Raw genomic sequence first — 23,066 nt, forward strand, 5'->3', positions numbered from 1 at the left:
GCCACGTCCCCGACAGGAAGGTAGCAATTAAAGTGCAGAAGACCACTGAAGTTCGCAAGGCGGGTGCTCACCGCAAGACCGACAACGCCGCCAAGCGCCGCATGGCCATGGTCGCAGTTGCCGCGTCCGCAGTGACTTCCGCCGGTGCAGCTGGCGCTACCGCCGGCGCACAGCAGGCGAACGCAGATGATGTCTCCCTGGCTTCTAACACCACCCTTCTTGCACAAGGTGCTGAAGGCAGCGCAGCCCCACAGGCTGCCGAAGCTCAGGCTCCACAGATTCTGGAAGTTCCACAGAACGCCCCCATCGCCGAGCTGTCTGACCAGCTGAGCTCCGCTCTCCGCTTCGCCCAGGCTCGCGAGGCTGCCGATCTTCTGGCTCGCGCTCCTTTGGCTGCAAAGCCAGCTGAGGGTTCTTACACCTCCCCTTTCTCAATGCGTTGGGGCACCATGCACAATGGCATTGACCTGGCCAACGGCATCGGCACCCCGATCTTGGCCGCAATGGACGGCATCGTCATCGATTCCGGCCCAGCATCCGGCTTCGGTAACTGGATCCGTATCCGTCACGACGATGGCACCGTCACCGTCTACGGCCACATGTCCACCCTGGACGTTGCAGTTGGCCAGCACGTGACCGCTGGCCAGAAGATCGCCGGCATGGGCTCTGAGGGCTTCTCCACCGGCTCCCACCTCCACTTCGAGGTCCACCCAGCAGGCGGCGGCGCTATTGATCCAGTGCCTTGGCTGCAGGAGCGCGGCATCACCATCCAGTAAGGATAACTCTAGCGATCATCCGCTAGGAATTACCTTCTTCGAAAAAAGGGGCACCGAGACTTTCTAGTCTCGGTGCCCCTTTCGTTGGCCGGTCAGTCAGTACTCAACTACAGCTTCTCCATCGGCAGCCCACCGACCAGCATCAAGCGAACCGTTCCGGATCCACCGAAATCGATCATCGCGGTGGCATGCGTTCCCACGCGGTCCACGGACTTCACCGAACCCAAGCCGTACTTGTCGTGGTTCACGCGGTCCCCCACTGCCAACTCCAATGGCTTGCCTCCACGGCCGGTAGAGCTGCGGGTACTCGGTGCTGGCTGCTTCGCAGCCTTGCCACCGTTGCGATACATCGGCGTACTGCCGAAGCTGGTCGACCCACCAGAACCGGCCCAGCCACCCGAGCCACTGCCATAGCCTGACCCATAGCTGCCGGAGCCATAACTCCCCGAACCGCCAGCGAAGGTAGGTTCTTCTCGAATCCATTCCCACAGCTCTTCTGGCACCTCGGCCAGGAACCTAGACGGCGGGTTATTAACAGCCTGCCCCCACCCGGACCGAGTGACCGCCCGACAGATGAACAGACGCTGCTTGGCACGAGTGATGCCCACGTAGGCCAGGCGCCGCTCTTCCGCCAACTCCGTAGGATCAGAAAGAGCACGCATGTGTGGGAACTGCCCGTCCTCCCAGCCGGTGAGGAACACCACGGGAAACTCCAGTCCCTTGGCGGTGTGCAGGGTCATGAGCGTGATCATGTCCTGACTTTCTGGCGGGATCTGGTCTGCGTCCGCAACCAAGCTGACGCGCTCCAGGAAGGCTTGCAGGCTGCCCAAGGGTGCCTCGCCCTCGCTCAGCATCGCTTCGGCTTCGGATTCGCCGTCGGTGTCCCCCGGCATATCGATGTATGCCTTGAGGTTGGCCGATTCCTGGCTGAACTCGTGGCCCACGGCCACCAGCTCGTTCAGGTTGTCCAAGCGGGCGCCGTCCTGCGGATCGTTGGACTTCTCCAATTCCGCGCGGTACCCGGACATATCCAGTACAGCGTTGACGACCTTGCCCAGATCCGGCAGGCCCAAGCTGGTGCCGTCCGAGGCCTGCATGTCCGCGTTCTCGGTTTCCTTACGCAGTGCCGTCATCATCTCGAGGAACCCGCCAATGGCGTTTCGTCCGCGGCCCGAAAGCTGAGCCACTTTGCCCTCAGCCGCGTCCTGCAGTGCCGCCGCCCACGGGATCTCCAGATTCTCTGCGTGTACCGTGACCAGCGCCAATGCTCGGTCGCCGATTCCTCGCCGTGGAGTGTTAATAATTCGACGCAAAGCTACCGTAACGTCCGGATTATCCAGCACCTTTAGGTACGCCACCAGATCGCGGATCTCTTTGCGCTCGTAGAAGCGCGTACCGCCAACCACCTTGTACGGCAGCCCACTGCGCACCAGTACATCCTCCAACGCGCGCGACGCATTGTTGGTGCGGTACATAATGGTGATGTCCTTGTGCTGGAAGCCTTCGTTATCCACTAGGTCATCGATCTGCTCGGCGATGAATCGGGCTTCGTCGTGCTCGTTATCCGCCACGTATCCACCGATGAGCTGGCCATCGCCCAAATCAGTCCACAGCTTCTTCGGCCGTCGGCCCTGGTTTTTATCGATTACCGCATTGGCTGCGGTGAGAATCGTCTGTGTGGAGCGGTAATTCTGCTCCAACAGAATGGTCCGCGCATCTGGGTAATCGCGCTCGAACTCCTCGATATTGCGAATCGTCGCACCGCGGAAAGCATAAATGGACTGGTCCGCGTCACCAACCACGCAGAGCTCTGCCATGTCTGGCCCCTTACCCACCAGCGCGCTGACTAGCACGTATTGGGCGTGGTTCGTGTCCTGATACTCATCCACTAGGACGTGGCGGAAGCGGCGTCGGTAATGATCGGTGACTTCAGGACTGCGCCGCAGAATCGCAACGACCTCCCCGATGATGTCATCGAAATCCACCGCATTAGCAGCACGGAGACGCTGTTGGTAGGCCTTGTACAACGTGGCGATCTTCTCGCGGTGAAAGTTGCTGCTGACCTTCGCATCCTGCAACGCTTCATCTGGCCCGACCAGCTCGTTCTTCCAATTGCTAATCACGCTCAGGGTGCCACGCGGGCTGAATTCCTTGAGATCCAAGTCATGATCCTTGATCACCATCGAGATCAGACGCTTGGAATCATCGGAATCGTAGATGGTGAAGTTCGAGTTCAGCCCATCCGCGAGGTGGGCGTTAGCGCGCAGGATGCGCACGCACATGGAGTGGAAGGTGGAGACCCACATCCGCTCCGCCTGCGGACCCACCAAGTCCATGACACGCTCACGCATCTCCGCGGCGGCCTTGTTGGTGAACGTGATCGCGAGGATCTCCCACGGAGCGGCACCTTGGTGGAGCAGGTAGGCGATGCGCCGGGTCAGCACGCTCGTCTTGCCAGATCCTGCGCCCGCCACGATCAACAGCGGCGACCCGCGGTGCTCCACAGCTTCTTTTTGTTGTGGGTTCAGCCCCGTGAGCAGGTCTGTATCTGCCTTCTTCGGTGGGATCTGCTCCCTTTTTTCCCGACGCCCACTCGGCACAATTGCCGCACTGTCCCGCGTGCTATCGAAGAGCTGATCGTAGCCCTCCGGTGGCAGATCTTCTTCCGGCGGTGGTGGCACGTCATCCACTGGTTCCTCTGGCAGGGGAACCTCAGAGAAATCCGAAAACAGGTTGGGCTGCTCCTGGAAGGTGGGCTGCTCCTCGGACTTTCGCATGATCTCCTCATTCGCTTGGATATGTGCCGGGTGTTATTTACTTGGCATGCACAAGGCTACATTCCACCCGAGACAATTCTGCATTCCTGGCGAGCATATGAGCGATTATGAGTCTGGTATCTGTTGCAACAATCACTGAAGACTTTGACCAGGAACGTCGTATGATCGGATACATGACTGACGGCGACTTCCACATCCGCATGCCTTCGGGGACCGATGATCCACTCTCCGATGCGGAGATTCAGACCTACCGCGAAGAGATCAATCGCTTAGACAAGATCATCCGCGAATCTATTCATCGTCGCACGGAAGTCTCCCGCGCCATCGGAAAAACGAGGTTGACCTCCGGTGGAACCAAGTTGGTGCACACCCGCGAGGTGGCCATCATCAACCAGTTCCGGGAGGAATTTGGTACCGAGGGCGTGCAGATCGCCAAGGCACTGCTGCAGCTTGGCCGAGGACGCTTGGGCTAAGAAACCGCTCCCTGATTAGAGCTGCCCCAAGACAGAAGCACCCGCGACCTTTGGTAATCGCGGGTGCTCCTGTCTTTAGTTCATCAAGGAAGGCGGAAGCCATCGCCCACGCCACCGTTGGCATCCAGGCTGCGCTGAATAACGGTCCATAGAGCGCCAGCCACGGGTGCGTGGACTGGGCCCTGCAAAGGAGTGGTGCAGCTCGGGAGGTTGCCGAGGCCACCGTTGACAATTGCTACCAGGCGGTTTCCAGCGTAGATCGGTCCGCCGGAATCTCCGTGAGAGCCACAGAGATGAGCCAGCAGGTAAGAACCATCAACACCGATCACGGGGCCACACGAGGTGCCCGTGGAAATGCCTGTCTTGCAGATCTGCTGCAGAGTGGCCGGCACCGCTCCGCCCAACTGACCGATGGACGCGCGACCGTAAGTGTTAGTCAGGCGCACATTGTTGTTCAACTTGATCACGCCGTAATCCGGACTTCCGGTGCGGACATAGGTGCCGATGCGTCCAGCTTCTGGAGCGTCACCAGAGGTGACTGGGGTGCCCGGGTTAGCGCAGTGACCAGCGGTGATGGCTACCTTGTTGCCGTGTGCATCGAATCCGGAAACCGCAATGGTGCACAGGCTATCGCCCACCAGGATGGGAGTCGATGGGCCAACAAGAGCCGTAGGGCGGATATCATTTTGCGCCTTCGGTGGCACTGGAGAGGTGAAGTAGTGTCCAGGAACGCGGTGCGGGCCTGGCTCTCCCGTGAGCGTCAGAAAGATATCCGCAGCTTGCGCCGGGGAGGGCACGGAAGACTGCGCTTCGGCTTGGGCAGTAGCCGAAAGGCTGCCCGTGATGAGAACCGCTGCACACCCAAATGCGGCAAATACTCGCCGTCGTGTGGATCCAACAAAACCGCGAGTAAAACTACGCATTTCCATCCTTCTTCGTCAACGTCATCACCTGTCCGCGCGGGCTCGCAATCGGAGAAGCAAACCTCACCAACAAACAGAATTCCGTCCAGCATATCGCGTTGATGCGCGATATCAGACTGAACGGAAGTCACAATTTGGACACAAAATGATTGTGCCCGGCGAGGAAGCAGTTACTTCACGGTGACGCTTCCATCGGCGTTAACCCGCACATAGGCCGCCATTGCTGCTGCAATGTTCAGGCGCTGCCAAGAGCCTTCGGGACTCTGGTCATCCAGCGGGTAGCCGGACTGAATAGCAGTCTGGCGTAGAACCGAGGCACGCTGTGCGTAGCTGAGCTCAGGGTGAGCGGACAGCAGCAGATCCGGCGCTGCCTGCGGCACGATCATCGGTGCATCATTGCGGTAGACCTGCTGGAAACCGTTGGTCATGCGCTCGGTGTATTCATCCACGGCCACGTCGGTGGAGCGGTACGGAGAATCTTCCGCAACAGCCTGAGCTAGTGGCTTTCCGGTGCGCCATTCCAGCTCTGCCTTGATTTCCTGTCCAGCCTGGCGAACAGCATCGCGCATCTTCGGGTCATTCCACCTGTCCGCTGCTGCAGCGCTACCGGTCATCCGGCCACCGATGACGTCCAATGGGTAGTGCACACCCATGACCATGCGGTTGTAACCGGCTTCGGAGCCACGTGCAACCAGCTGTGGTCCCAACTCTGGAACAGCCAATGCCAGCAGCGTGGTGGACCAGGTTGCCTGGTTGGTGTGACCGGATGGGAAGGCCTTGGAATCTCCGTAGAAGTCCTCGCCCGGCAGGTTGTAGCGGTTGATCTTGTCCGGAGCGACAACGAATGGACGCTCGTAGCCGTAGTAGGTCTTCTCTGCGAAGGTCGAGGATGCCAATCCGCCCGCACGAGCCAGGTAACCATTTCCAAACAGGTAGTTCGTCTTCGGCAGACGGTTTTCGCGCAGTGCGTCACGGAAGTGGCCGCCCAGTTCCTCACCCAACGCGTCAGAGAATGCAGTGAGCAGTCCGTCCTTATCAGCGGCAGCATCCATCTGCGCGCGAGAAATAGCAGCAGGGTTTCCGGCTGCTTCATTGTTGATCCGGATGGTGGTCGCCAAGTTCTGCCGCATCACTTCCGGGTGATTGGCCCGCAGATCATTGAAGCCATCAATGACATCCACGTACACGCCATAGTCGTGGGAGCTGATGTCAGAGATGAACCCGCCCACGTAGTCCGGGCTAAACGGAGCGGGAGTTGGTGCTCCTGGGTGCTGCACAGGCAGGGGGTAACCAGGCACAGCCTCTGCGCCAGCAATAGCGGGCAGAGTCTGCTCAGCCTGGGCGGGAGTCACCATGCCGAAAGAGATAGCAGAAGCGGCAAGGGCTGCGGTTGCAGCCATCTTGTACGAGTGAGCGCGACGCTGGATTTTCACGGGGCAGTCTTTCCTTCAAGCTTTCAGGGGGAGAGACAGGATCTCCACAGGTTTTCTACATCCTGTTTATCCTGTCATGCCCCGTGGGATTCCGCAGGGCGAAATACCGCAGCGCAACCGCGCATCATTTCGCTAGGCGCTCCTGCAGCCCCCGGGCGTAGAGATCCGCCGCCTTGATCGCTTCCACCACGTCAGTCGGCGTGATCTCTCCGGGCATCTGCTTCATGGTCTCGCCCTCGGAACATGCCAGCTCCGCGATACGGCGCAGATCCTCCTCAGAAGCATCCTGCAGGTGGATCTCCTCCAAAGTGGTGGGCAGCCCCACGGACTGCATGAATCCGATGTAACGATCCGCCTCTGCCTCGTCGGCGCCTTCCAACATCAACTGCACCGCGATGCCAAACGCCACCTTCTCTCCGTGCGTCATGTGGTGGATATCGCCATTTAGCGCGGTGAACCCATTGTGGATGGCGTGCACGGCCGCCAAACCACCGTTTTCGAAGCCCAGCCCGGAGAGCAAGGTATTCGCTTCACAGATATTTTCTAGGGCCCGGCTGACAATATGTGCCTCGTTGTCTCGGAGAGCCTGGTGCGCGTAGGCAAACAGCGTCTCCTCGCACATTTCGGCCAGAGCCAAGCCGGCGAGGGTAGGCCGGGCAGTATCGTCCATGCGTCGAGAATTGGCACGATTGACCGCACGGGCCTCCACGCAGGTCGCCAACGCATCGCCAATACCAGAGCGCATCGTGCGCACCGGAGCGTTGGCAATCACGCGGGTATCCACAGCCACCAGCTCCGGATTCTTCTCATAGAAGAGGTAAGAATCGAACACTCCCTCATCGGTGTAAATCACGGACACGCGCGCCGTGGGCGCATCCGCAGACACGGCCGTGGGAAAAATGGCCACAGGCAACTTCGCGTGGTCCGCCACCGCACGGGCCGTATCGATGGTCTTGCCACCGCCCAGTCCGATAATCACGTCATTGCCAGCCTCTTCGACCTTCTCGGCGATGCGTTTGATCTCATTCATGGACGCCTCACCACCGAAGATCTCCTTGGTGGCCTGCAACTCATCGCCGCGCAAAGACTCTTGCAAACGAGCGCCAGCGATATCCCACACAATTTCGTCGGCGATGATTAACGGGGTGCTGCCGAGAGGACGGACGTACTGCGCGGCCCGCTCCAGCAGGTCGATGCCTTGCACGTAGCGGCTGGGGCTGGTGAACATCTGGTCAGACATGTCGGTGGTCACTTCCTTTTCCCACCTCCTGTGTACGGGAGCGCGGGGTAGCGAGGTTCGGTTTTCCACTGCCCAGCCTACGCTCGGCTCTGTTCGCGCCGCTAGGCGTTCTCCGCCAATTTTTCCTAATAAGTACCTTAGATCTTTTGAAGTTAGCTGGGCAGCGCAAGCCTTGTTACTCTTTGAAAATATGAACTCCACCGAGCGCTCACCCCTCCGTTCCTTTCGCAATCACGCCGCTGACTTCCTTCCCGAAGCAATCGGCGGATTCGTAGCCTCGCACCCCAATGCCCAATGGCACGATAGCGGCTTCATCGGACAGTCCTCCCCTATCGTCACCGCCGAGGGCACCCCTTCCGTCGCTGTCATCTCCGGCGGCGGTTCCGGACACGAACCCATGCACGCGGGATTCGTCGGCGACGGAATGCTCGCAGCGGCCGTCCCGGGCCTGTTATTCACCTCTCCAAACGCAGTGCAGATCACCGAGGCCACTCGGTGGGCCGACCAAGGAGCGGGTGTGGTTCACGTGGTGAAGAACTACACCGGCGATGTAATGAACTTCAAGGTCGCCCGTCAGGCTCTCGTGGACGTGGAAGCGCGAGTGATTCTGGTCGACGATGACGTCGCCACAGAACAGGGCGAGGACAACGAATCGGAAGGCCCCGGACGACGCGGCACCGGTGCGACGATTCTGGTGGAAAAGATCGCCGGGGCGGCAGCTAGGCGCGGTGACAACCTGGACGACGTCGCCCAGCTGGGCCAGTGGGTCGCCGATCATTCCCGCAGCATGGCGGTGGCAATCGCGCCAGGTCACCTGCCCACGAACGGCCGCGACACTTTTGATCTCCCCGCCGGCGAAATCGAGGTCGGCGTAGGTATCCACGGCGAACGCGGCGTGGATCGGGTGGATGTGGAGCCTGCCGATGAGGTGGTCACGCGCCTTCTCGATGGGATCGACGCCAGCAGGGGCAGCTATATCTGCCTCGTCAACGGGCTGGGCGGCACCACTCCGCTGGAGCTCTCCTTGGTCTTCGGCTCTGCATTGCGCCAGCTAGAGCAGCGGGGCATCACAGTGCGCCGTGCGATGGTGGGCACCTACGTGACCTCAATGAACATGGCGGGTGTCTCCCTCACCCTTACCGAGGCGACCGATGAACTCGTGGAACTTCTTGACGCTCCCACCGACGCTCCCGCCTGGCCACGCGTAGTGGGTGGTCAGTCACCGGAGGGCGGCGACGCTGCGATGCGTTACGAAGCAGCGCGCACCGTGTTCGACGACGAGCTTCCCTCTTCCGGCGAAGTCAACACGTGGCTCAGCAACTTCGTAGAGCGAGTCCAAAACGCTACGGGCGATCTCACCGAATTGGACCGGCTGGCCGGGGATGGAGACTTCGGGCAGAACATGGAAGCGGCTTTTGGAGACATTGAGCTTCCCCTTCGCGGAGAAGATTCTGCTGTGTTAAGCGCCCTCGCCCACCGGCTGTTCATCCGTTCCGGCGGGACCTCCGGTGCAGTCTTGGGCACACTGTTCCGCGAGGTCGCCTTGGCTATGGAGAATGCTCCGTCTAACGTCATCGGTTTGCGAGATGGGATCGCGAAGGCTTGCGAGGCCATCACCGAACTCGGCGGCGCCAGGGAGGGGGACAACACCTTGGTTGATGCCCTCTTGCCAGCAGCTCGAGCAGCAGCTGAAATCGCCGAGGATTCTGCTTCCTTCGAGGATGTCTTGCGGACGTGCAACGAGGCCGCAGCCCAAGGCGCAGAGAAAACTCGCGCGATGATCGCCAAGAAGGGACGCGCCAGCTATCTAGGCACCGCATCCCAAGGAGTGGTCGATCCCGGCGCAATCCTTGTGTCCTGGATTTTCGGCGGAACAGGCCAGGTTAAAGACTTCACGGGGGAGTAAAGTTCTTTTTCTAGTCCTTATGAGCCAAGAGTAGTGAAAACGCGGTGTGGAAGCGCTAGTCTTTTGAAATTCACCGGCGCGAAAGCGTGGGCTGCGCAACAGTGCAGTTTTTCTCGCTACTGGGCACAGTAATGAGCCCTTGAGGCATCTCAGGAAGCGCCGGTTCTCAAGATAATAAGGAAGTCATCACGGGACACACTCGACGTTTGAGGTTCGCTGGAATTTTTGGCATCGGCCTTCTCGTCTCTGGTGGCATGGGTGTATCCATGGCACAGAACGGCCTGTCCGCCAACCTGGCACTGTCCGACACAATCTTCACCCAGCAGGTCGGCGGACTCGATGGCGACGGCTTCAGCCTTTTCGTGGATCACGATATCAATGTCTCCGATGACGTTCCCGTTTCCCGCCTGCGCATCGGTCAGGCCACGGTTACGGACATGTGAATGACCGCCCCGATTTCCATGCCCGGTGTAGGAGACAAGAAGTTCCAGATGCTGGTTCCGGATGACGGCACCACCGCATCCAACCTAGTCATCGGTGCCAAGGACCTCGCTGGATCCCTGACGCTGATCAAGCCACAAATCGGTGTGGATGCGGGTCAGCTTTCTGATTCTGCGGTGCCCGGCTCCGGCGGTATCGTCTCCGAAGGCCTAGAAGCCTCCGACCAGACGATCCACGCCACCTCCATCGCTGCAGATAAGCTCACCGCCAAGGGCGGAAAGATCAGCATCGTAGACAGTGAAGATAGTGCCTGCTAAACAGCCTGAACTCACCGACAACGAGCAAGCCGTAGTAGAGGACAGCCCACGGAACCGCCGCTTCAAGTCGTGGCGTAAGCGCCGCCCCTTCGGCGCTGGCCTGGCCATGATCCTCTCCGGCCTGGTTATGCTCGCCCCCGCTTACCTGTCCTTCAAGGTCTCTAATATCCAGGTGCAGATCTCCACCTTGTCCGGAGTCTCCACTGCCTTGCTGGGCATCCTGTTGATCACGTGTGGCATTTCCACCTGGACCCGCACGGAAGGCCGCATTCTCACCGGTGTGGCCGCGATGGTGCTGGGCATCGTCCCCCTGCCCGCCGCGAACTTCGGCGGCTTCGTTCTGGGCACCATGCTGGCCCTCATCGGAGGTGCAATTTCCTTGTCTTGGGACCCCGAAGAACGGTTGAGCCGCAAGGAGCGCAAGCGCCTGCGCGAGAGCGGTTACGAAGACAAGCCCACCGACGAGTCCGCTGATGAAGAGCCGGAAGGATTCACTGTAGCGGACGAGGACGAGGTGGCGTCGAACGAAGAATTCGACGACAACCAAACCACCGAAATCCCCACCGTCAACGATCAGGAATCCGCGGCTCAGGCACCAAAGGGAAGCAGCTTCTTCAAGCGCGGCGGACACGGTGGGGCAACGACGGTCATCGCTGTGCTTACCGCGCTGGCTGTGGGCACCGGCACGCACATGTCCAACGCCCAGGCACAGCTGCCCAACCTGCAGTTGCCTGGCATCGACGACGTTTTGCCTAATCAGAACGATCAGCAGCAGAACCCTGACCAGCTGAACGAGAACCCACTGACGCAGAATCCGGCGCCATCGGCACCGACGGTCCCACATCTACCCGAACTACCAAAGCTGCCGGAGGCTCCGCGCCTACCGGCACCGAACCCTAACGCCGAGGTCGATCTGCCGAAAGAATTCTCCGGACTGGCGCTGCCAGAAATCGGCGGCCTCGACACCGCTCAGGGACAAAAGCCTGCCATTCGCATCGATTCCGACCGCGTGATCCTGGACAACCTGCGCGTGCGCTTCCCCGGCGATCACGCCATCGGAGTGGACATCTGGCAACGTTTCGGCCCAGGCCAGATCAGTACGCTGAACGGTAACTTCCACATCATCGTGGCTTCCCTGGACGTCACCCCGCAGCTTGCAGGTGTGCCGCTTCCCTTCGCGGTTCCAGTGAGTGCGGACGATGTGCCGGAAAACACCGGCAAGGAGCTGAAGAAGATCGGCGCTGGGCTGCCGGACGCTGTTTCCTCGCAAACGGTGATGCTCGACGGTACGATGGTAACGTACTACATCTCCGCGGACGACCTCGTCGAAGGCCCCGGAACCACCATTGCGCCTTAATTTGTTAGGGAGAATCACCATGGCGAACCCATCCAACGGATCATGGACCCTACTCACTGGGCTCGCCAATCCTTACCCCGGCGACGCAGAAGCCATCTCGCATCACCCCTATCGCATCCCACGGACTGACGATCAGCGAGCAGTACCAAATCTCAAGGTCATTGAACGCCTTGACGGCGCAACCGTGGTTCGCCTGGCATTCCGCCCCGGAGATTCGATGGCGGATCACACGGCCCCGTCCCCGATTCTCATCTTCGGGCAAGTTGGGGAGATTGCGGTCACGATTTCCGACGACGACGGCGAAACTTCGACAGTTAGCCTTGAGCGAGGAACTGCCCTTCACATCGCCGCTAGGAAAGTACACAGCTTGAGCGCAGACAATCCGGCGACCGCGACGCTAGTCATCCTCCAGGCTGATTAAATTAGGTGACTATTGGGCCTTCGTTGCCCCTTCTTTTCCGACGCCAACCTCGCCCCTCTTCATACTTCTGTACCAATCCTCAAAGAGGGCGACGCATCTCCGCAGGCCAATGTGACGCATGTGAACCGCTCAGTGAAGGAATGGTAGGAAAATTTGGAAGAGCCTGGGTGCAGGCGAGTCGGGCCAAGATTGACCTAGGCGGATGGATCATTGCTGGCCTGATCACAGGTACCTAAAGGCAGCTATAGATCAAGAAAGCGAAAAGTCCCGATCAGCGCGAAGCTGATCGGGACTTGAAGTTGGTAGCGGGGGCAGGATTCGAACCTACGACCTCTGGGTTATGAGCCCAGCGAGCTACCGAGCTGCTCCACCCCGCGTCGAGTGCTTAACTAGTTCAACCATTTCGATTGCCCTTGTTAGCGACTCATTTACTCTAACGCAGAGTGGACAAATAGTGAAATCGCCTGCTCAGGAGCACTACTGCTCACGCTGCAAGGCACTCACTGCAGCGTCCAACTCGTCCAGAGCCTTACCGAATTCCTCGAAGGTGCCATTGGCTCGCGCGTCCTTGACCTTGTCCATGGCCTCACGCACGCGCTGCGCAGCGCTCGAGTTACCCGTCACAGCCCCGGAGCCATCCTGCTGGTCGTCGGACTGGCTATCGCTGGAGGAATCATCAGAGCCACTGCCCTGACTGTCGTTTTCTTCCTCCGGCTTGACCACAGAACCGTCGATCTCCTCGAGGTCCGTCGCATTCTGCGGATCAATACCCACCTGATCCAAAGCCTCGGCAATCGTCGGTGCGTAGCCCACCTGGCCGTTGTAGGAAACCAACACGCGTAACAGCTTCGGGAACGCAGATTCCTGACCCTTACGCTGCGAGTACACCGGCTCCACGTACAGGATCTGGCCATCGCCCACCGGCAGCGTCAGCAAGTTGCCGTTGGTCAGCAGGTTGGTGCCCTCCAGCAAGGAACGCTCACGCGCGATCTCATCAGAGGACATCATCGTGTCCTGAGCCTGCTTCGGACCCTGAGTCTGCGTACCCGTCGGCAGCACGCGGACGAAGATCTTGCCGTAGGAATCAGATGCTGCATCAGAATCCACCGTCATATGAGCAGCCAAGAACTCACGTCGGAGGCCGACGAAAGGCGTGATCATCTGGAAGCTTGCGTCGTTACTCTCAGGATCCTTGGCCACCACGTAGTACGGAGGCTGCGCCAATTCCTGACGACCCTCCGCGGCGGAAGGATCAGACGGCACGGACCAGAAGGCGTCGTTCTGGAAGAACACGCCAGGATCAGACACGTGGTACTTGGCGATCAACTCGCGCTGCACCTTGAACAGATCCTCCGGGTAACGCAGGTGAGACATCAGATCTTCAGAAATTTCCGACTTCGGCTTCACCACGTCAGGGAACGCACCACGCCACGCCTTGAGCACGGGATCCTGCTCGTCGAACTCGTAGAGATCCACGGTTCCGTCGTAGGCATCCACCACGGCCTTAACCGAGTTGCGGATGTAGCTGACATCGTTGTTGACCAACTGGGTCTGGTTCACGCCATCGGGATTCAGAGCATCCGCAGTGGTATCAGTAAGGGACGTGCGCTCGGAGTACGGCAGGTTCGTCAGCGTGGTGTAACCATCCACTACCCACTTGATTCGACCATCGACCACCACGGGGTAAGTCTTGGAATCGGTGGTCAGCCACGGCGCCACCTTGTGCACGCGCTCGCGCGGATCGCGCTCGTAGAGGATCTTGGAATTCTCACCGATGCGGTCAGACAGCAACATGTTCATCGATTCGAAGTTCGCAGCGAACATCACGCGATTGAAGTAGTTGGAGATATCCGTACCGCCGGAGCCGGTGTAGGTGTAGTTCTCCGTGTCCGTGTCATACTCCACTGGCTCCTGGCCGGTGGTGCCCACGATGGCATAGTCCGAGTTCGGAGCCTGAGAAGAGGCGATCAGCGGACCGAAGTACACGCGCGGCTGCTCCAGGTCCACCTTGAGCTCGCCACCTTGTTTGCCCGAGGCGATCGATTGCAGGTCAGCGCGGGTGTATACGGGGAAACCACCACGAGCAGAACCAGCTTCGCGTGCCACCTCGTCCACCTTGTTCGCCGGTGCCGCGATGAAACCGTTGCCGTGGGTGTAGACCGTGTGGCGGTTCAGCCAGTCATTCTGGTTGCCTGTTAGCGTGTTCGGGTTAATCTCGCGCGCAGCCACCACGAAGTCGCGGGTCTCGCCGTCCACCTGGTAGCGGTCGATGCTCAGCTCATCCGGGAAGCCGTAGAAGTTACGCAGCTGTTGCTGCTGGGTGAAGGTAGGGCTCAGCACCTCTGGATCCAGCAGGCGAACGTTAGACAACGTGGCCTCATCGTTGGCGATCTCCTTGCGCTCTTGCTCTGGCTTCTCGCCAGTCTGCGCGCCCCAATTGTTTTCATAGGTCACGGCATCATCGCCAATGCCATAGGCTTTGCGCGTGGCCTGGATGTTGCGGGAGATGTATTCGCTTTCCTTCTCCGCGCGGTTAGGGCTGACGGAGAACTGCTCCAGAATCATCGGCCAGGCCACGCCCACCACCAAGCTGGAGCCCACCATCAGCGCCGCAGCCAAGGCTGGCAGGCGCAGGTCGCGCAGCACGATCGTGGAGAAGAACATTGCCGCAACGAACAGGGAGATCACCAGCAGGATGATCTGCGCCGGAAGCATCGCGTTGATATCGGTGTAGGAGGCGCCGGTGAACGTATCGTGCTGGTTGTTCAGCAACGAGTAGCGGTCAAACCAGTAGTCCACGGCCTTGAGGATCATCCATGCGCCCGCGATGATCACCAACTGGCGACGCGCCGGCACGGAGACGGAGGCCTTCTCCCCCACGCGCGGGTTGCCGGTCGTAATGGATCCCAGCAGGTAGTGGGTCAGTCCGTTGACCACGAATCCCACGATCAGCAGGATGCTCAGCGTGGACAGGATGAACTGCAAGAACGGCAGGTTGAACGCGTAGAAGCTCAGGTCCTTGTGGAACTGCGGATCCTGCTGACCGAAATCCGTGCCGTTGAAGAACAGCAGCGCCGTGCGCCAGTTGGCCTGCGCGATCAAGCCGGTGATCAACGCGATGAACACGGGCATGCCCACCAGGAATGGACGCATGTTGTTGCCGATCATGGGCCGGTATTCCGCCAGCGGCGAGGACGATCCCATGGATTCGAAATCATCCGGGCGCGCCCGGTAGGCCGCGTACACGCACAGCCACGCGATCAGAGCGGCCAGCAAACCGAAGACCGCAAACAGGATTACGCGCGCCACGATGACATTGACGAACACCCCCTGGTAGTTCACGCTGCGGAACCATGACCAGTCCACGTAGCTGGAGACGATGACCGGGATGATGAAGAAAGCCAATGCCGCCAATCCCACTGCAAAACCGAGCAGTTGAGCTCGGCGATTCGGTCGAGGTGAGGGCGACTTTTTTCCGGCTGGTGGTGGCGGGGTGATGCTCAAAGTGGGGATCTCTCCTGATCAGCACACGTCGCGAGTCGTAGAGTGTACGGCGTATGCAAAAGTGTTCTTTTCCATAGGATACGTGTGTTTATATTCAGTGCCTAAACAGGTTTTCCACCGATTCGCGACAGGGAGTCCTCACCGTGACCTCAAACCCCGATCTCCACGACATCCGCGTTCTCAATGCCGCGTTGCTCGAGGCCGTTGATTTCGTCCAGGCTGAGGGCTGGGATCGTCCGGCGACGTTGTTTGGTTTGGTTCCCCATGCTCTGGTTGCTGATGCGTTGGGTTCTTCGTTTGATGACGACGCAAACAACCCCCTGGCCCTGGTTGTGCAGGAAGATGTTCCGGATCATATCCGCCCGGGCTCGGAGGAGCTGGGAGAATTCATCGCTACTGTGCGCTGGCCGGAACAAGTGGTGGGCGCCATTTTGGCCCAGGAGATTACCTTCGTGAACTCGGCAGACGGCGCGGGCGCGGAGCCTCGCGCGGCGCGTTTGTACTCCGGTGTGCTCAACGAGGACGGCAGCGGTGCCGAGCGTTCACTGATCCAACTGCGCCCCACGGACCAGGAGATGTCCGAGGACGCCTTCGCTCAAGACAAAGTGGAGCTGTTGGGTGGCGATGACATCGCCCCCGGCGTGATCGCCACGTTGCGGGCCACCTTCGAAGAGGGCTTCGACGACTAGTAGCGACGAATAATTCTGCGGCTAGTCCTGGCAGAGGCTGGGCTGACCACCGGAATTAATGGTGTCTAGGTCCTCGATCGCATCGTCGAGCGAATCCACTTCCACCAGCTGCACGTCATCCTCGCCCGCGGTCAGTGCCTCCCGGCAGTTGTCCGCTGGCACGAGGAATACCTCTGCACCTGCATCAGCTGCGGCGTGAATCTTATGGGTGATGCCGCCGATCGGACCAACCGTGCCGGTGCCGTCGATAGTGCCGGTGCCCGCCACGAAGCGCCCACCGGATAGCTCGCCGGGGCTCAACTTATCCACCACAGCCAGGGAGAACATCAATCCGGCCGATGGACCGCCGACATCCGTGAGGTTGTATTCCACTTTGAGGTCACCTGCAGGCTGGGCTACCGAAGTCACGCCCAGAAACGCAATTGGGTCATCTTCGCCCTTTTCGCGCAGCTCTTCGGGCATGTCCCCCAGCTGAACGTCCTTGGTGATCTCACGTCCGTGACGGTCGATCGTCAACGTGACCGTATCTCCCGGTTGATGCTTGCGAATCTCTTCCGCCAAGTCGTCTGGCCGGAATACGTCCTTATCCCCCACCTTGAGGATCACATCGTTGATGTGCACCACCCCCGTGGCCGGCGAATCCTTGCTGATGTCCATCACCATGGTCTCCACGGGGCGCTTCAGATAATCCATCGCAGAGATCGTCGCGTTAGATTCGGACGCAGCGAAAGCCGCAGCGTTCTTCTCTTGCACTGCCTCTGGGGACTGTCCCGGGGGAAAGACCTGTTCGATGGGTACCAGCACGTCGTCGGTGAATAACCAACGACCCAGCGCCTGCGCCAACGTCATGTTCGTGCGCACGGACACGGTGGTCATGTTCAGATTGCCACTGGTTTCATCAGGGGTTTCGCCGGTGATTTCCACCACGGGCTTACCGTCAACATCTCCCAGAGTGTTGAAAGTGGGTCCCTTACCCTGGGCCGCATAAGGCACAGTCATATCGATATCGGTACCGGGGACAGTGGGTAAACCGATCAAAGAGATCAGCATAACCACTGGTAGAGCACCGATAACGACTGTACGGTTGCGTCGATTCCAGAAAGTCACCCGAGAAAGCCTACCCGTGTTCGCTGAGGGCGCACACTCCCACGCCCATCGAGCACCCAACGAAAAGCAGCCCGCAGGTACGGTTTAAGACATGAGTAACTTCGGCTTCGGTTTCAACAACTCGGGCGATGATTCCGACGATGAACGTCGGGGCAACAACAACGAGGGCAATAACAACAACGACGGCTCCGGCAACAACGGTGCCGGTGGTCCAGGCAACTTCGGCGGCGGACCATTCGGTTTCCTCTTCGGCGGCCCCGGTGGCACCGGCAGCGGAATGAGCTCCGGAAACTTGGGCGATCTCATCAACCAGTTCGGTTCCATGCTCAGTGGATTCGGCACGGACATGAACTCCGGCAATGGAGAGACCGTCAACTACTCGATGGCCGAGCGCATCGCTCGGCAGAACATCGGCCAAGCAGCCGGACCGAAGTCCGAGGACACCCAAGCAGTGGCTGAATCCGTGCGCCTCGCCGAACTGTGGCTCGACGAGGCCACCACCCTGCCCGCGGGCGCGACTGGCTCCGTGGCCTTCGGCCCGACCCAGTGGCTGGAAGAAACCATGCCCACGTGGAAGCGCATCATCACGCCTCTGGCAGAGAAGCTGGGCGATGCCTCCCTGTCTGCCATGCCCGAGGAAATGCGCGGACAACTGGGACCGGTTGAATCCATCATGAAGCAGGTCAACAGCATGAACTTTGGCGCACAGCTGGGCAATACGCTCGGCGAGCTGGCCAAGGGCGTGATCCTATCCACCCAGTGGGGCATGCCGCTGGCCACTGGCCGCACGGCTGCCATCGCCACCGCTCACCTGGACGAACTATCCAAGAAGCTGGGCGCAGGCAACCGAGAAACCCTGATCTACCTGGCCGCGCGCGAAGCCGCACACCATCGCTTGTTCCAGCACGTGCCGTGGCTGACCGAGCGCCTGATCCTCGACGTGGAGGAATTCGCCGCCGGACTGACCATCGACACCTCCAAGCTGGACGAGGCTGCACGCGAGTTCAATCCGGAGATGATGAACGATCCTGCGGCCATGCAGGAGATGATGAACCGATTCCAGAGCCAGGAGATCCAGCCCGAGGTTGTCTCCTCTAACGCCCACGCCCGACAGCGCCTAGAGACCAGCCTGTCGCTGGTCGAGGGATGGGTGGACTACGTGGTGGGCTCCGCGTTGGGCTCCCGCATCCCTGAAGCCGCCATGATTGGTGCTGCGTGGCAGAGCTTCCGCACCAACGGCTCCCCCGCCATGGACAACCTCACCAAGACTCTGGGTATTAGCCTGTCCGCGCCGAAGGCTGCGGAGGCTGCGGAACTGTGGCGTCGACTCGAAGAGGCTGTGGGCACCGAAAAGCGCGACGCGATCTGGGATCACGCGGATTTCCTGCCCGTCGCCGAGGACCTCGACAATCCGGCCGCCTTCATTGGCCATGTCACGTTCGACGCAGACGAGATGAAGGACTTCAACCCCATCTCCGAGATCGAGCGCCTGGAGCGCGAGCTGAACCAGGACAATTCTGGCGAGGACGACCGCCAGATTGGTTCCGCTGGTGACGATGAGAATGAGGGCGACAACAAAGACGGCGAGTAACCTGCCGGTCTTGCTAAGCTGACTGTGACTTCCGGGGGGATGTCACTGTCACAGGCTTTTTGGGGGAATCATGACCGCACCGCTGCAGGCACGCTGCAAGGTACACATCAACCGAGGCACGGCGGTGATCGCGCGTCCCGGAGTGGGCGTGCAGTTCAATCTGCTCCCACACAATGCGATCGTGTTGCCGCTTCCTGCTCATGTGTCCCCCGGACACGTGATGACTGCTCTGGCAGCGGCACGGCTGCCAGTCCCCATCGACGAGCTCACAGCATCCCTGAACTACTGCGGACTAGGTCCGGATGCTGCTGCGGACATTGTGGACGAACTCATGCGCTGCCGTGTTCTGCGGGAGTATCCGGAACAGCACTCCGTGCCGGTGCTGAAATCAGGAACCGCGAGCGACCGGCAGATCGCCGCGCTACGAAAAGAAGGAATCTCCGCGCATTTGGTGGACAGTCCCGCAACGCTGGTCTCTCATAAGCGCACCTCCGTGGCGCTACTGCCCGGGAACATGTTTCTGCCCGCAGATCTGCACTACATGCTGATGCAGGCCGGCATCAGCCATCTCCCCAGTGCGGCTATCGATGGCTCCGTGATCATCGGCCCCTTGGTTATCCCCGGGGTCACTCCTTGCTTGAACTGCTTTGATGGCCACTACGGCCACCAGGATGCGCAGTGGAACAGCATTCGAATGCAAGCGGCAGGCAGGCCCGTAACCACAGATCAATTACACGTTGAAGCGTCCTCACTCATGGTCGCCAGCATCGTGGCGCGGCACCTGATTCCTTGGCAGAGCCGCGGTTGCCTACCGTCCGAGATTCCGGAGATTCTCCGCCACCGTTCGGAGATTAGGCTCGGCGATGTCCACGTCAGCTCCACCGAAATCACCGCGGATCCGGAGTGCATGGCGTGTCAGATGACCAAGCAACTGCCTAGGCCACGTTCTGCGTAATCGCCAGGATGTCCTCGCCGAACTGTTCTACCTTCACCGGCCCCATGCCCGGCACCTGCACCAATTCCTCTGGTGTGGTGGGCAGCGCGCTGGCGATCGCTTTTAGGGTGGCATCCGTCATCACCACATACGCTGGAACGTTGCGCTCCTTAGCCGCATCTGTGCGCCAGGATCGCAACTGGGTAACCACCATGTGGTCAAGGTCCTGCACGTGTTGCCCACATCGGCCGATGATTTTGAACTCTGGGGTGGACAGCCGCGCTCCACACACCACGCAGGAATTCTTCGGCGCACCCAGGTGCTTGCTGCGGGAATTCCCGCGACGCTCCATTGCGTCGTCGGCAGCGGGCATGAGGCCGTCCAGGAATCGTGTGCGTCGCTTATTCGCTTTTCCACCCGGCTGGCGCGCTTGTGCCCAGGACAAGTGCAAGTGCTCCCGGGCGCGGGTGATGCCTACGTAGAACAGGCGACGCTCTTCCTCGATGGCGCCTTCGCTGTCCGTGCCTTTCAGCGCATAGTGAATGGGCAACATGCCATCCACCAGTCCCACGAGGAACACCGCGTCCCACTCCAAGCCCTTGGCGGCGTGGATGCTGGCTAGTGTTACGCCTTCCACCTTTGGCGGGTTCTTCGCTTCCACGCGTTCACGCAGCAGTCCCATCAGGCCAGACAAGGACAGCCCCGGGGTAGCCGTGGTGAGCTCTTCGACGAGAGACACCAACGCTTGCAGGGACTGCCAGCGTCCGCGCTCCTTGGCACCGGTGGGTTCTTGCGGAGTCAGTCCCACTGGAACCAGCGCGGCACGCACCGCGTTAAGCACGTCGCCCGGATCTGGAGTGAACTGCTGGGAGGCACGCAACAGCGCGGTCAAGGCCTCTCGGATCTCGGGACGCTGGAAGAAACCCTCGCCGCCCTTGACCTGGTAACCGATTCCTGCCTGTTCCAGTGCGTATTCATAGGCTGCCGACGACGCGTTGATGCGGAACAGCACCGCGATCTCGGAAGCAGGCACGCCCTTGTCCAGCAACGCGGAGATTTCCCGGACAACTGCTTCGGCCTCTGCCGTCTCGTCCGAATATTCAGAAAAGCTCGGCACCGGGCCGGCTTCGCGCTGACCAATCAGCGTCAACCGAGTTCCGGCCACGCGTCCCTTGGCTTGGCCGATCACCCTATTCGCCAGATCCACCACCTGCGGGGTGGATCGGTAGTCCCGCTGCAGGCGAACGGTCACGGCCTCAGGGAAGCGACGGGAAAAGTCCAACAGGAAATCCGGGGTCGCGCCATTGAAGCTGTAGATTGTCTGGTTTGCGTCGCCCACCACGGTGAGATCGTCCCGCTCCCCCAACCAGGCATCCAACATCCGCTGCTGCAACGGCGTGACGTCCTGATACTCGTCGACCACGAAGCTGCGGTACCGGGAACGGAACTCGTCGGCGATGCCAGGCTCAGACTCCAGGGCCGCTGTCATGTGCATTAGCAGGTCATCGAAGTCCAGCAGCATCTGCTCGCCGCCGCGCTTGAGCTGCTCGTAGTTTTTGAAGATCTGCACGAACTGCTCCGGCGGCACCGGGCAATCGCGCCGGTCGGGCACGATGCGCCCCGGATAATCCTCGGGCGCGACCAGTGAGGACTTGGCCCATTCGATCTCCCCGATGATGTCCGCCAGCTGCGTCTTATCTGCATCCAGCCGGGCACCGCGAGCGGCGCGGGCAGCCACGGGGAATTTGCCGTCTAACAAGCGCCACGGCAGCTCGCCTGCGTACTGCGGCCAGAAGTAGCCCAGTTGGCGCATGGCCGCTGCGTGGAATGTCTTCGCTTGCACGCGGGCAGCACCCATCATGGTGAGTCGCTCACGCAGTTCGGCGGCAGCACGGGTGGTAAACGTTACGGCCATGACGTTGTCCGGGTTGACGTAACCTCCGCCCACGAGGTGCGCGATGCGGTGAGTGATGGTGCGGGTCTTGCCTGTGCCCGCGCCGGCGATGATGCACACGGGACCCCGCGGGGCGGTGGCTGCTTGGAGCTGGTCGGGGTCTAGTTCGGAAAGATCAAACGGGACGCGTCCCCCGGACACTACAGCGCACTCTCCTCAGGGTCGACATTGCTGCGTACGTACAAAATGCGGTCCCCTGGCTCCACGGTCTCGGCCTCGGAGGAATCGATGCGGTAGAGCTCGCCGGAGCGAACCACACCGAGAACAACGTCCTCCAGCACGCGTGGGTTGCCACCGACTTCCTCTTCCACCACCACGCGCTCGGCGATGGAGAATCCATCGTCCGGGCTGAGGAGGTCTTCCATCATTTCCGTCACGCTTGGGGTGACGGTGGCCAGTCCCATCAGACGGCCAGCCGTTTCGCTGGAGACCACCACCGAGTCCGCGCCGGATTGACGCAGCAGGTGGGAGTTATCGGATTCGCGAACCGAGGCCACGATGGTGGCAGACGGCGCGATCTCGCGGACGGACAGGGTGATCAGAACGGCCGTATCGTCCTGGTTCGGTGCCACCACCACGGCGCGGGCGCGGTTGACGCCCGCGAGCTTCAAAACGTCCGAGCGGGTCGCCGAGCCCTGAACGGTCACCAATCCTTGGGTGGTGGCTTGTTCCAGCACGTCGCGGTCGGAATCGATGACCACGATCTGTCCGGGTGCCACGCCATCGGCCAGCAGAGCGGTCACGGCTGAACGGCCCTTGGTGCCATAACCGATGACGATGGTGTGATTACGCATGCGCTTCCTCCAGCGACGAATCTGCAGAGCCCGTCGGGACTCCTCCGTGAGCACGGACAGGGTGGTACCGACCAAAAGGATCAGGAAGATGACGCGCATCGGGGTGATCACCACGATGTTCATCAGGCGGGCTTCCTGGGTCACCGGGGCGATGTCACCATAACCGGTGGTAGACAACGAAACCGCCGCATAGTAAACGGCATCGAGGAACGTGTTGATCCCCGTGTAGCCCTCCTTGTCCCAAAAGGCCACGGCCGCCGTACCGAACAGCAAAATCATTGCGTAGAACATTCGGCGGGCAATCAACCACCAGGGGCTTTGGACCGCCGCTTCTGGGATGTGAACGATGTTGAGCAGGGCGTGGTGCGGAAGCTCATCCACCTCTTGATCAGCGCGAAAGCGGTCGCCTAGCTTATTGCCCATGCTCGC

At 60.4% G+C, this 23,066-nt stretch carries 18 protein-coding genes and 1 tRNA gene; 10 read left to right on the top strand and 9 right to left on the bottom strand.

The genetic code is table 11. The annotated features are described in order from the left end of the window. Nucleotides 1–32 precede the first annotated feature (32 nt). A complete protein-coding gene (locus CS919_RS01820) occupies nucleotides 33–776 on the top strand; it encodes a M23 family metallopeptidase (protein ID WP_099297706.1) in 744 nt (247 codons plus the stop codon). 107 nt (nucleotides 777–883) lie between these two features. Here CS919_RS01820 and CS919_RS01825 read toward each other — a convergent pair whose 3' ends face one another. Continuing rightward, complete coding sequence (locus CS919_RS01825) at nucleotides 884–3,553, bottom strand: UvrD-helicase domain-containing protein (RefSeq protein WP_099297708.1); 2,670 nt, start codon at nucleotides 3,551–3,553, stop codon at nucleotides 884–886. 173 nt (nucleotides 3,554–3,726) lie between these two features. On the opposite strand from CS919_RS01825, the gene CS919_RS01830 reads away from it, so the two are divergent. Continuing rightward, the gene (locus CS919_RS01830) at nucleotides 3,727–4,026 is read left to right on the top strand and encodes a chorismate mutase (protein ID WP_099298018.1); all 300 of its coding nucleotides are present in this window, start codon (nucleotides 3,727–3,729) and stop codon (nucleotides 4,024–4,026) included. An 83-nt stretch (nucleotides 4,027–4,109) separates the two neighbouring features. On the opposite strand, the gene CS919_RS01835 is transcribed toward CS919_RS01830, so the two are convergent. The 3 genes from CS919_RS01835 to CS919_RS01845 form a co-directional block, all read right to left on the bottom strand. Then, nucleotides 4,110–4,949 (bottom strand): S1 family peptidase, encoded by an 840-nt coding sequence (locus CS919_RS01835; protein ID WP_143341737.1) that lies wholly within the window; start codon nucleotides 4,947–4,949, stop codon nucleotides 4,110–4,112. 170 nt (nucleotides 4,950–5,119) lie between these two features. Beyond that, nucleotides 5,120–6,304 (bottom strand): acid phosphatase, encoded by a 1,185-nt coding sequence (locus CS919_RS01840; RefSeq protein ID WP_370737742.1) that lies wholly within the window; start codon nucleotides 6,302–6,304, stop codon nucleotides 5,120–5,122. A gap of 202 nt (nucleotides 6,305–6,506) precedes the next feature. Then, nucleotides 6,507–7,622: a glycerol dehydrogenase gene (locus CS919_RS01845; protein WP_099297712.1), complete on the bottom strand. Its 1,116-nt coding sequence runs from the start codon at nucleotides 7,620–7,622 to the stop codon at nucleotides 6,507–6,509. 190 nt (nucleotides 7,623–7,812) lie between these two features. On the opposite strand from CS919_RS01845, the gene CS919_RS01850 reads away from it, so the two are divergent. The 5 genes from CS919_RS01850 to CS919_RS01865 all read left to right on the top strand — a co-directional run bounded on the left by CS919_RS01850 (nucleotide 7,813) and on the right by CS919_RS01865 (nucleotide 12,064). Continuing rightward, nucleotides 7,813–9,528, top strand: coding sequence for a dihydroxyacetone kinase family protein (locus tag CS919_RS01850; protein WP_099297714.1), 1,716 nt, complete (start codon nucleotides 7,813–7,815; stop codon nucleotides 9,526–9,528). A 266-nt stretch (nucleotides 9,529–9,794) separates the two neighbouring features. Then, a complete protein-coding gene (locus CS919_RS10990) occupies nucleotides 9,795–9,971 on the top strand; it encodes a hypothetical protein (protein ID WP_306345831.1) in 177 nt (58 codons plus the stop codon). Then, nucleotides 9,972–10,286: a DUF6230 family protein gene (locus tag CS919_RS10995; protein ID WP_306345832.1), complete on the top strand. Its 315-nt coding sequence runs from the start codon at nucleotides 9,972–9,974 to the stop codon at nucleotides 10,284–10,286. Continuing rightward, on the top strand, nucleotides 10,276–11,643 hold the full coding sequence (locus CS919_RS01860) for a DUF6114 domain-containing protein (RefSeq protein WP_099297716.1): 1,368 nt from the start codon (nucleotides 10,276–10,278) through the stop codon (nucleotides 11,641–11,643). The genes CS919_RS10995 and CS919_RS01860 overlap by 11 nt, the downstream gene beginning before the upstream one ends. A gap of 19 nt (nucleotides 11,644–11,662) precedes the next feature. After that, nucleotides 11,663–12,064, top strand: a complete 402-nt coding sequence (locus CS919_RS01865; RefSeq protein WP_234990741.1) for a cupin domain-containing protein — start codon at nucleotides 11,663–11,665, stop codon at nucleotides 12,062–12,064. Nucleotides 12,065–12,364: 300 nt separating this feature from the next. Here the strand turns inward: CS919_RS01865 and CS919_RS01870 are convergent. Together CS919_RS01870 and CS919_RS01875 are read right to left on the bottom strand one after the other, a co-directional pair. Beyond that, a tRNA-Met gene (locus CS919_RS01870) sits at nucleotides 12,365–12,441 on the bottom strand. A gap of 100 nt (nucleotides 12,442–12,541) precedes the next feature. Next, a complete protein-coding gene (locus tag CS919_RS01875) occupies nucleotides 12,542–15,568 on the bottom strand; it encodes a UPF0182 family protein (protein ID WP_099297718.1) in 3,027 nt (1,008 codons plus the stop codon). 143 nt (nucleotides 15,569–15,711) lie between these two features. Between CS919_RS01875 and CS919_RS01880 the strand changes: the two genes are divergently transcribed. Continuing rightward, nucleotides 15,712–16,257 (top strand): PPA1309 family protein, encoded by a 546-nt coding sequence (locus tag CS919_RS01880; protein WP_099297720.1) that lies wholly within the window; start codon nucleotides 15,712–15,714, stop codon nucleotides 16,255–16,257. A gap of 21 nt (nucleotides 16,258–16,278) precedes the next feature. Here the strand turns inward: CS919_RS01880 and CS919_RS01885 are convergent, their stop codons facing one another. After that, nucleotides 16,279–17,364 (bottom strand): YlbL family protein, encoded by a 1,086-nt coding sequence (locus tag CS919_RS01885; protein WP_099297722.1) that lies wholly within the window; start codon nucleotides 17,362–17,364, stop codon nucleotides 16,279–16,281. A 91-nt stretch (nucleotides 17,365–17,455) separates the two neighbouring features. Here CS919_RS01885 and CS919_RS01890 point away from each other — a divergent pair, with 91 nt between their 5' ends. Further along, nucleotides 17,456–18,955 carry a zinc-dependent metalloprotease gene (locus tag CS919_RS01890; protein ID WP_099297724.1) on the top strand — a complete coding sequence of 500 codons (1,500 nt, stop codon included), beginning with the start codon at nucleotides 17,456–17,458 and terminating at the stop codon, nucleotides 18,953–18,955. A 70-nt stretch (nucleotides 18,956–19,025) separates the two neighbouring features. Further along, complete coding sequence (locus tag CS919_RS01895; protein WP_099297726.1) at nucleotides 19,026–19,910, top strand: hypothetical protein; 885 nt, start codon at nucleotides 19,026–19,028, stop codon at nucleotides 19,908–19,910. Here CS919_RS01895 and CS919_RS01900 read toward each other — a convergent pair. Beyond that, on the bottom strand, nucleotides 19,891–21,984 hold the full coding sequence (locus CS919_RS01900; protein ID WP_099297728.1) for an ATP-dependent DNA helicase UvrD2: 2,094 nt from the start codon (nucleotides 21,982–21,984) through the stop codon (nucleotides 19,891–19,893). The two genes, CS919_RS01895 and CS919_RS01900, sit on opposite strands and share 20 nt — an antisense overlap. Next, complete coding sequence (locus CS919_RS01905) at nucleotides 21,984–23,060, bottom strand: potassium channel family protein (RefSeq protein WP_099297730.1); 1,077 nt, start codon at nucleotides 23,058–23,060, stop codon at nucleotides 21,984–21,986. The genes CS919_RS01900 and CS919_RS01905 overlap by 1 nt, the downstream gene beginning before the upstream one ends. Nucleotides 23,061–23,066: the final 6 nt, after the last annotated feature.

The sequence above is a fragment of the Corynebacterium dentalis genome, from assembly GCF_900232865.1.
Lineage (GTDB): Bacteria > Actinomycetota > Actinomycetes > Mycobacteriales > Mycobacteriaceae > Corynebacterium > Corynebacterium dentalis.

What these genes read in the sequence shown, in the direction of transcription:
- CS919_RS01825 (WP_099297708.1), bottom strand. Translation starts at nt 3,553, where the DNA reads ATGCGAAAGTCCGAGGAGCAGCCCACCTTCCAGGAGCAGCCCAACCTG.
- CS919_RS01830 (WP_099298018.1), top strand. Translation starts at nt 3,727, where the DNA reads ATGACTGACGGCGACTTCCACATCCGCATGCCTTCGGGGACCGATGAT.
- CS919_RS01835 (WP_143341737.1), bottom strand. Translation starts at nt 4,949, where the DNA reads ATGCGTAGTTTTACTCGCGGTTTTGTTGGATCCACACGACGGCGAGTA.
- CS919_RS01840 (WP_370737742.1), bottom strand. Translation starts at nt 6,304, where the DNA reads ATGGTGACTCCCGCCCAGGCTGAGCAGACTCTGCCCGCTATTGCTGGC.
- CS919_RS01845 (WP_099297712.1), bottom strand. Translation starts at nt 7,622, where the DNA reads ATGTCTGACCAGATGTTCACCAGCCCCAGCCGCTACGTGCAAGGCATC.
- CS919_RS01850 (WP_099297714.1), top strand. Translation starts at nt 7,813, where the DNA reads ATGAACTCCACCGAGCGCTCACCCCTCCGTTCCTTTCGCAATCACGCC.
- CS919_RS10990 (WP_306345831.1), top strand. Translation starts at nt 9,795, where the DNA reads ATGGCACAGAACGGCCTGTCCGCCAACCTGGCACTGTCCGACACAATC.
- CS919_RS10995 (WP_306345832.1), top strand. Translation starts at nt 9,972, where the DNA reads ATGACCGCCCCGATTTCCATGCCCGGTGTAGGAGACAAGAAGTTCCAG.
- CS919_RS01865 (WP_234990741.1), top strand. Translation starts at nt 11,663, where the DNA reads ATGGCGAACCCATCCAACGGATCATGGACCCTACTCACTGGGCTCGCC.
- CS919_RS01890 (WP_099297724.1), top strand. Translation starts at nt 17,456, where the DNA reads ATGAGTAACTTCGGCTTCGGTTTCAACAACTCGGGCGATGATTCCGAC.
- CS919_RS01895 (WP_099297726.1), top strand. Translation starts at nt 19,026, where the DNA reads ATGACCGCACCGCTGCAGGCACGCTGCAAGGTACACATCAACCGAGGC.
- CS919_RS01905 (WP_099297730.1), bottom strand. Translation starts at nt 23,060, where the DNA reads ATGGGCAATAAGCTAGGCGACCGCTTTCGCGCTGATCAAGAGGTGGAT.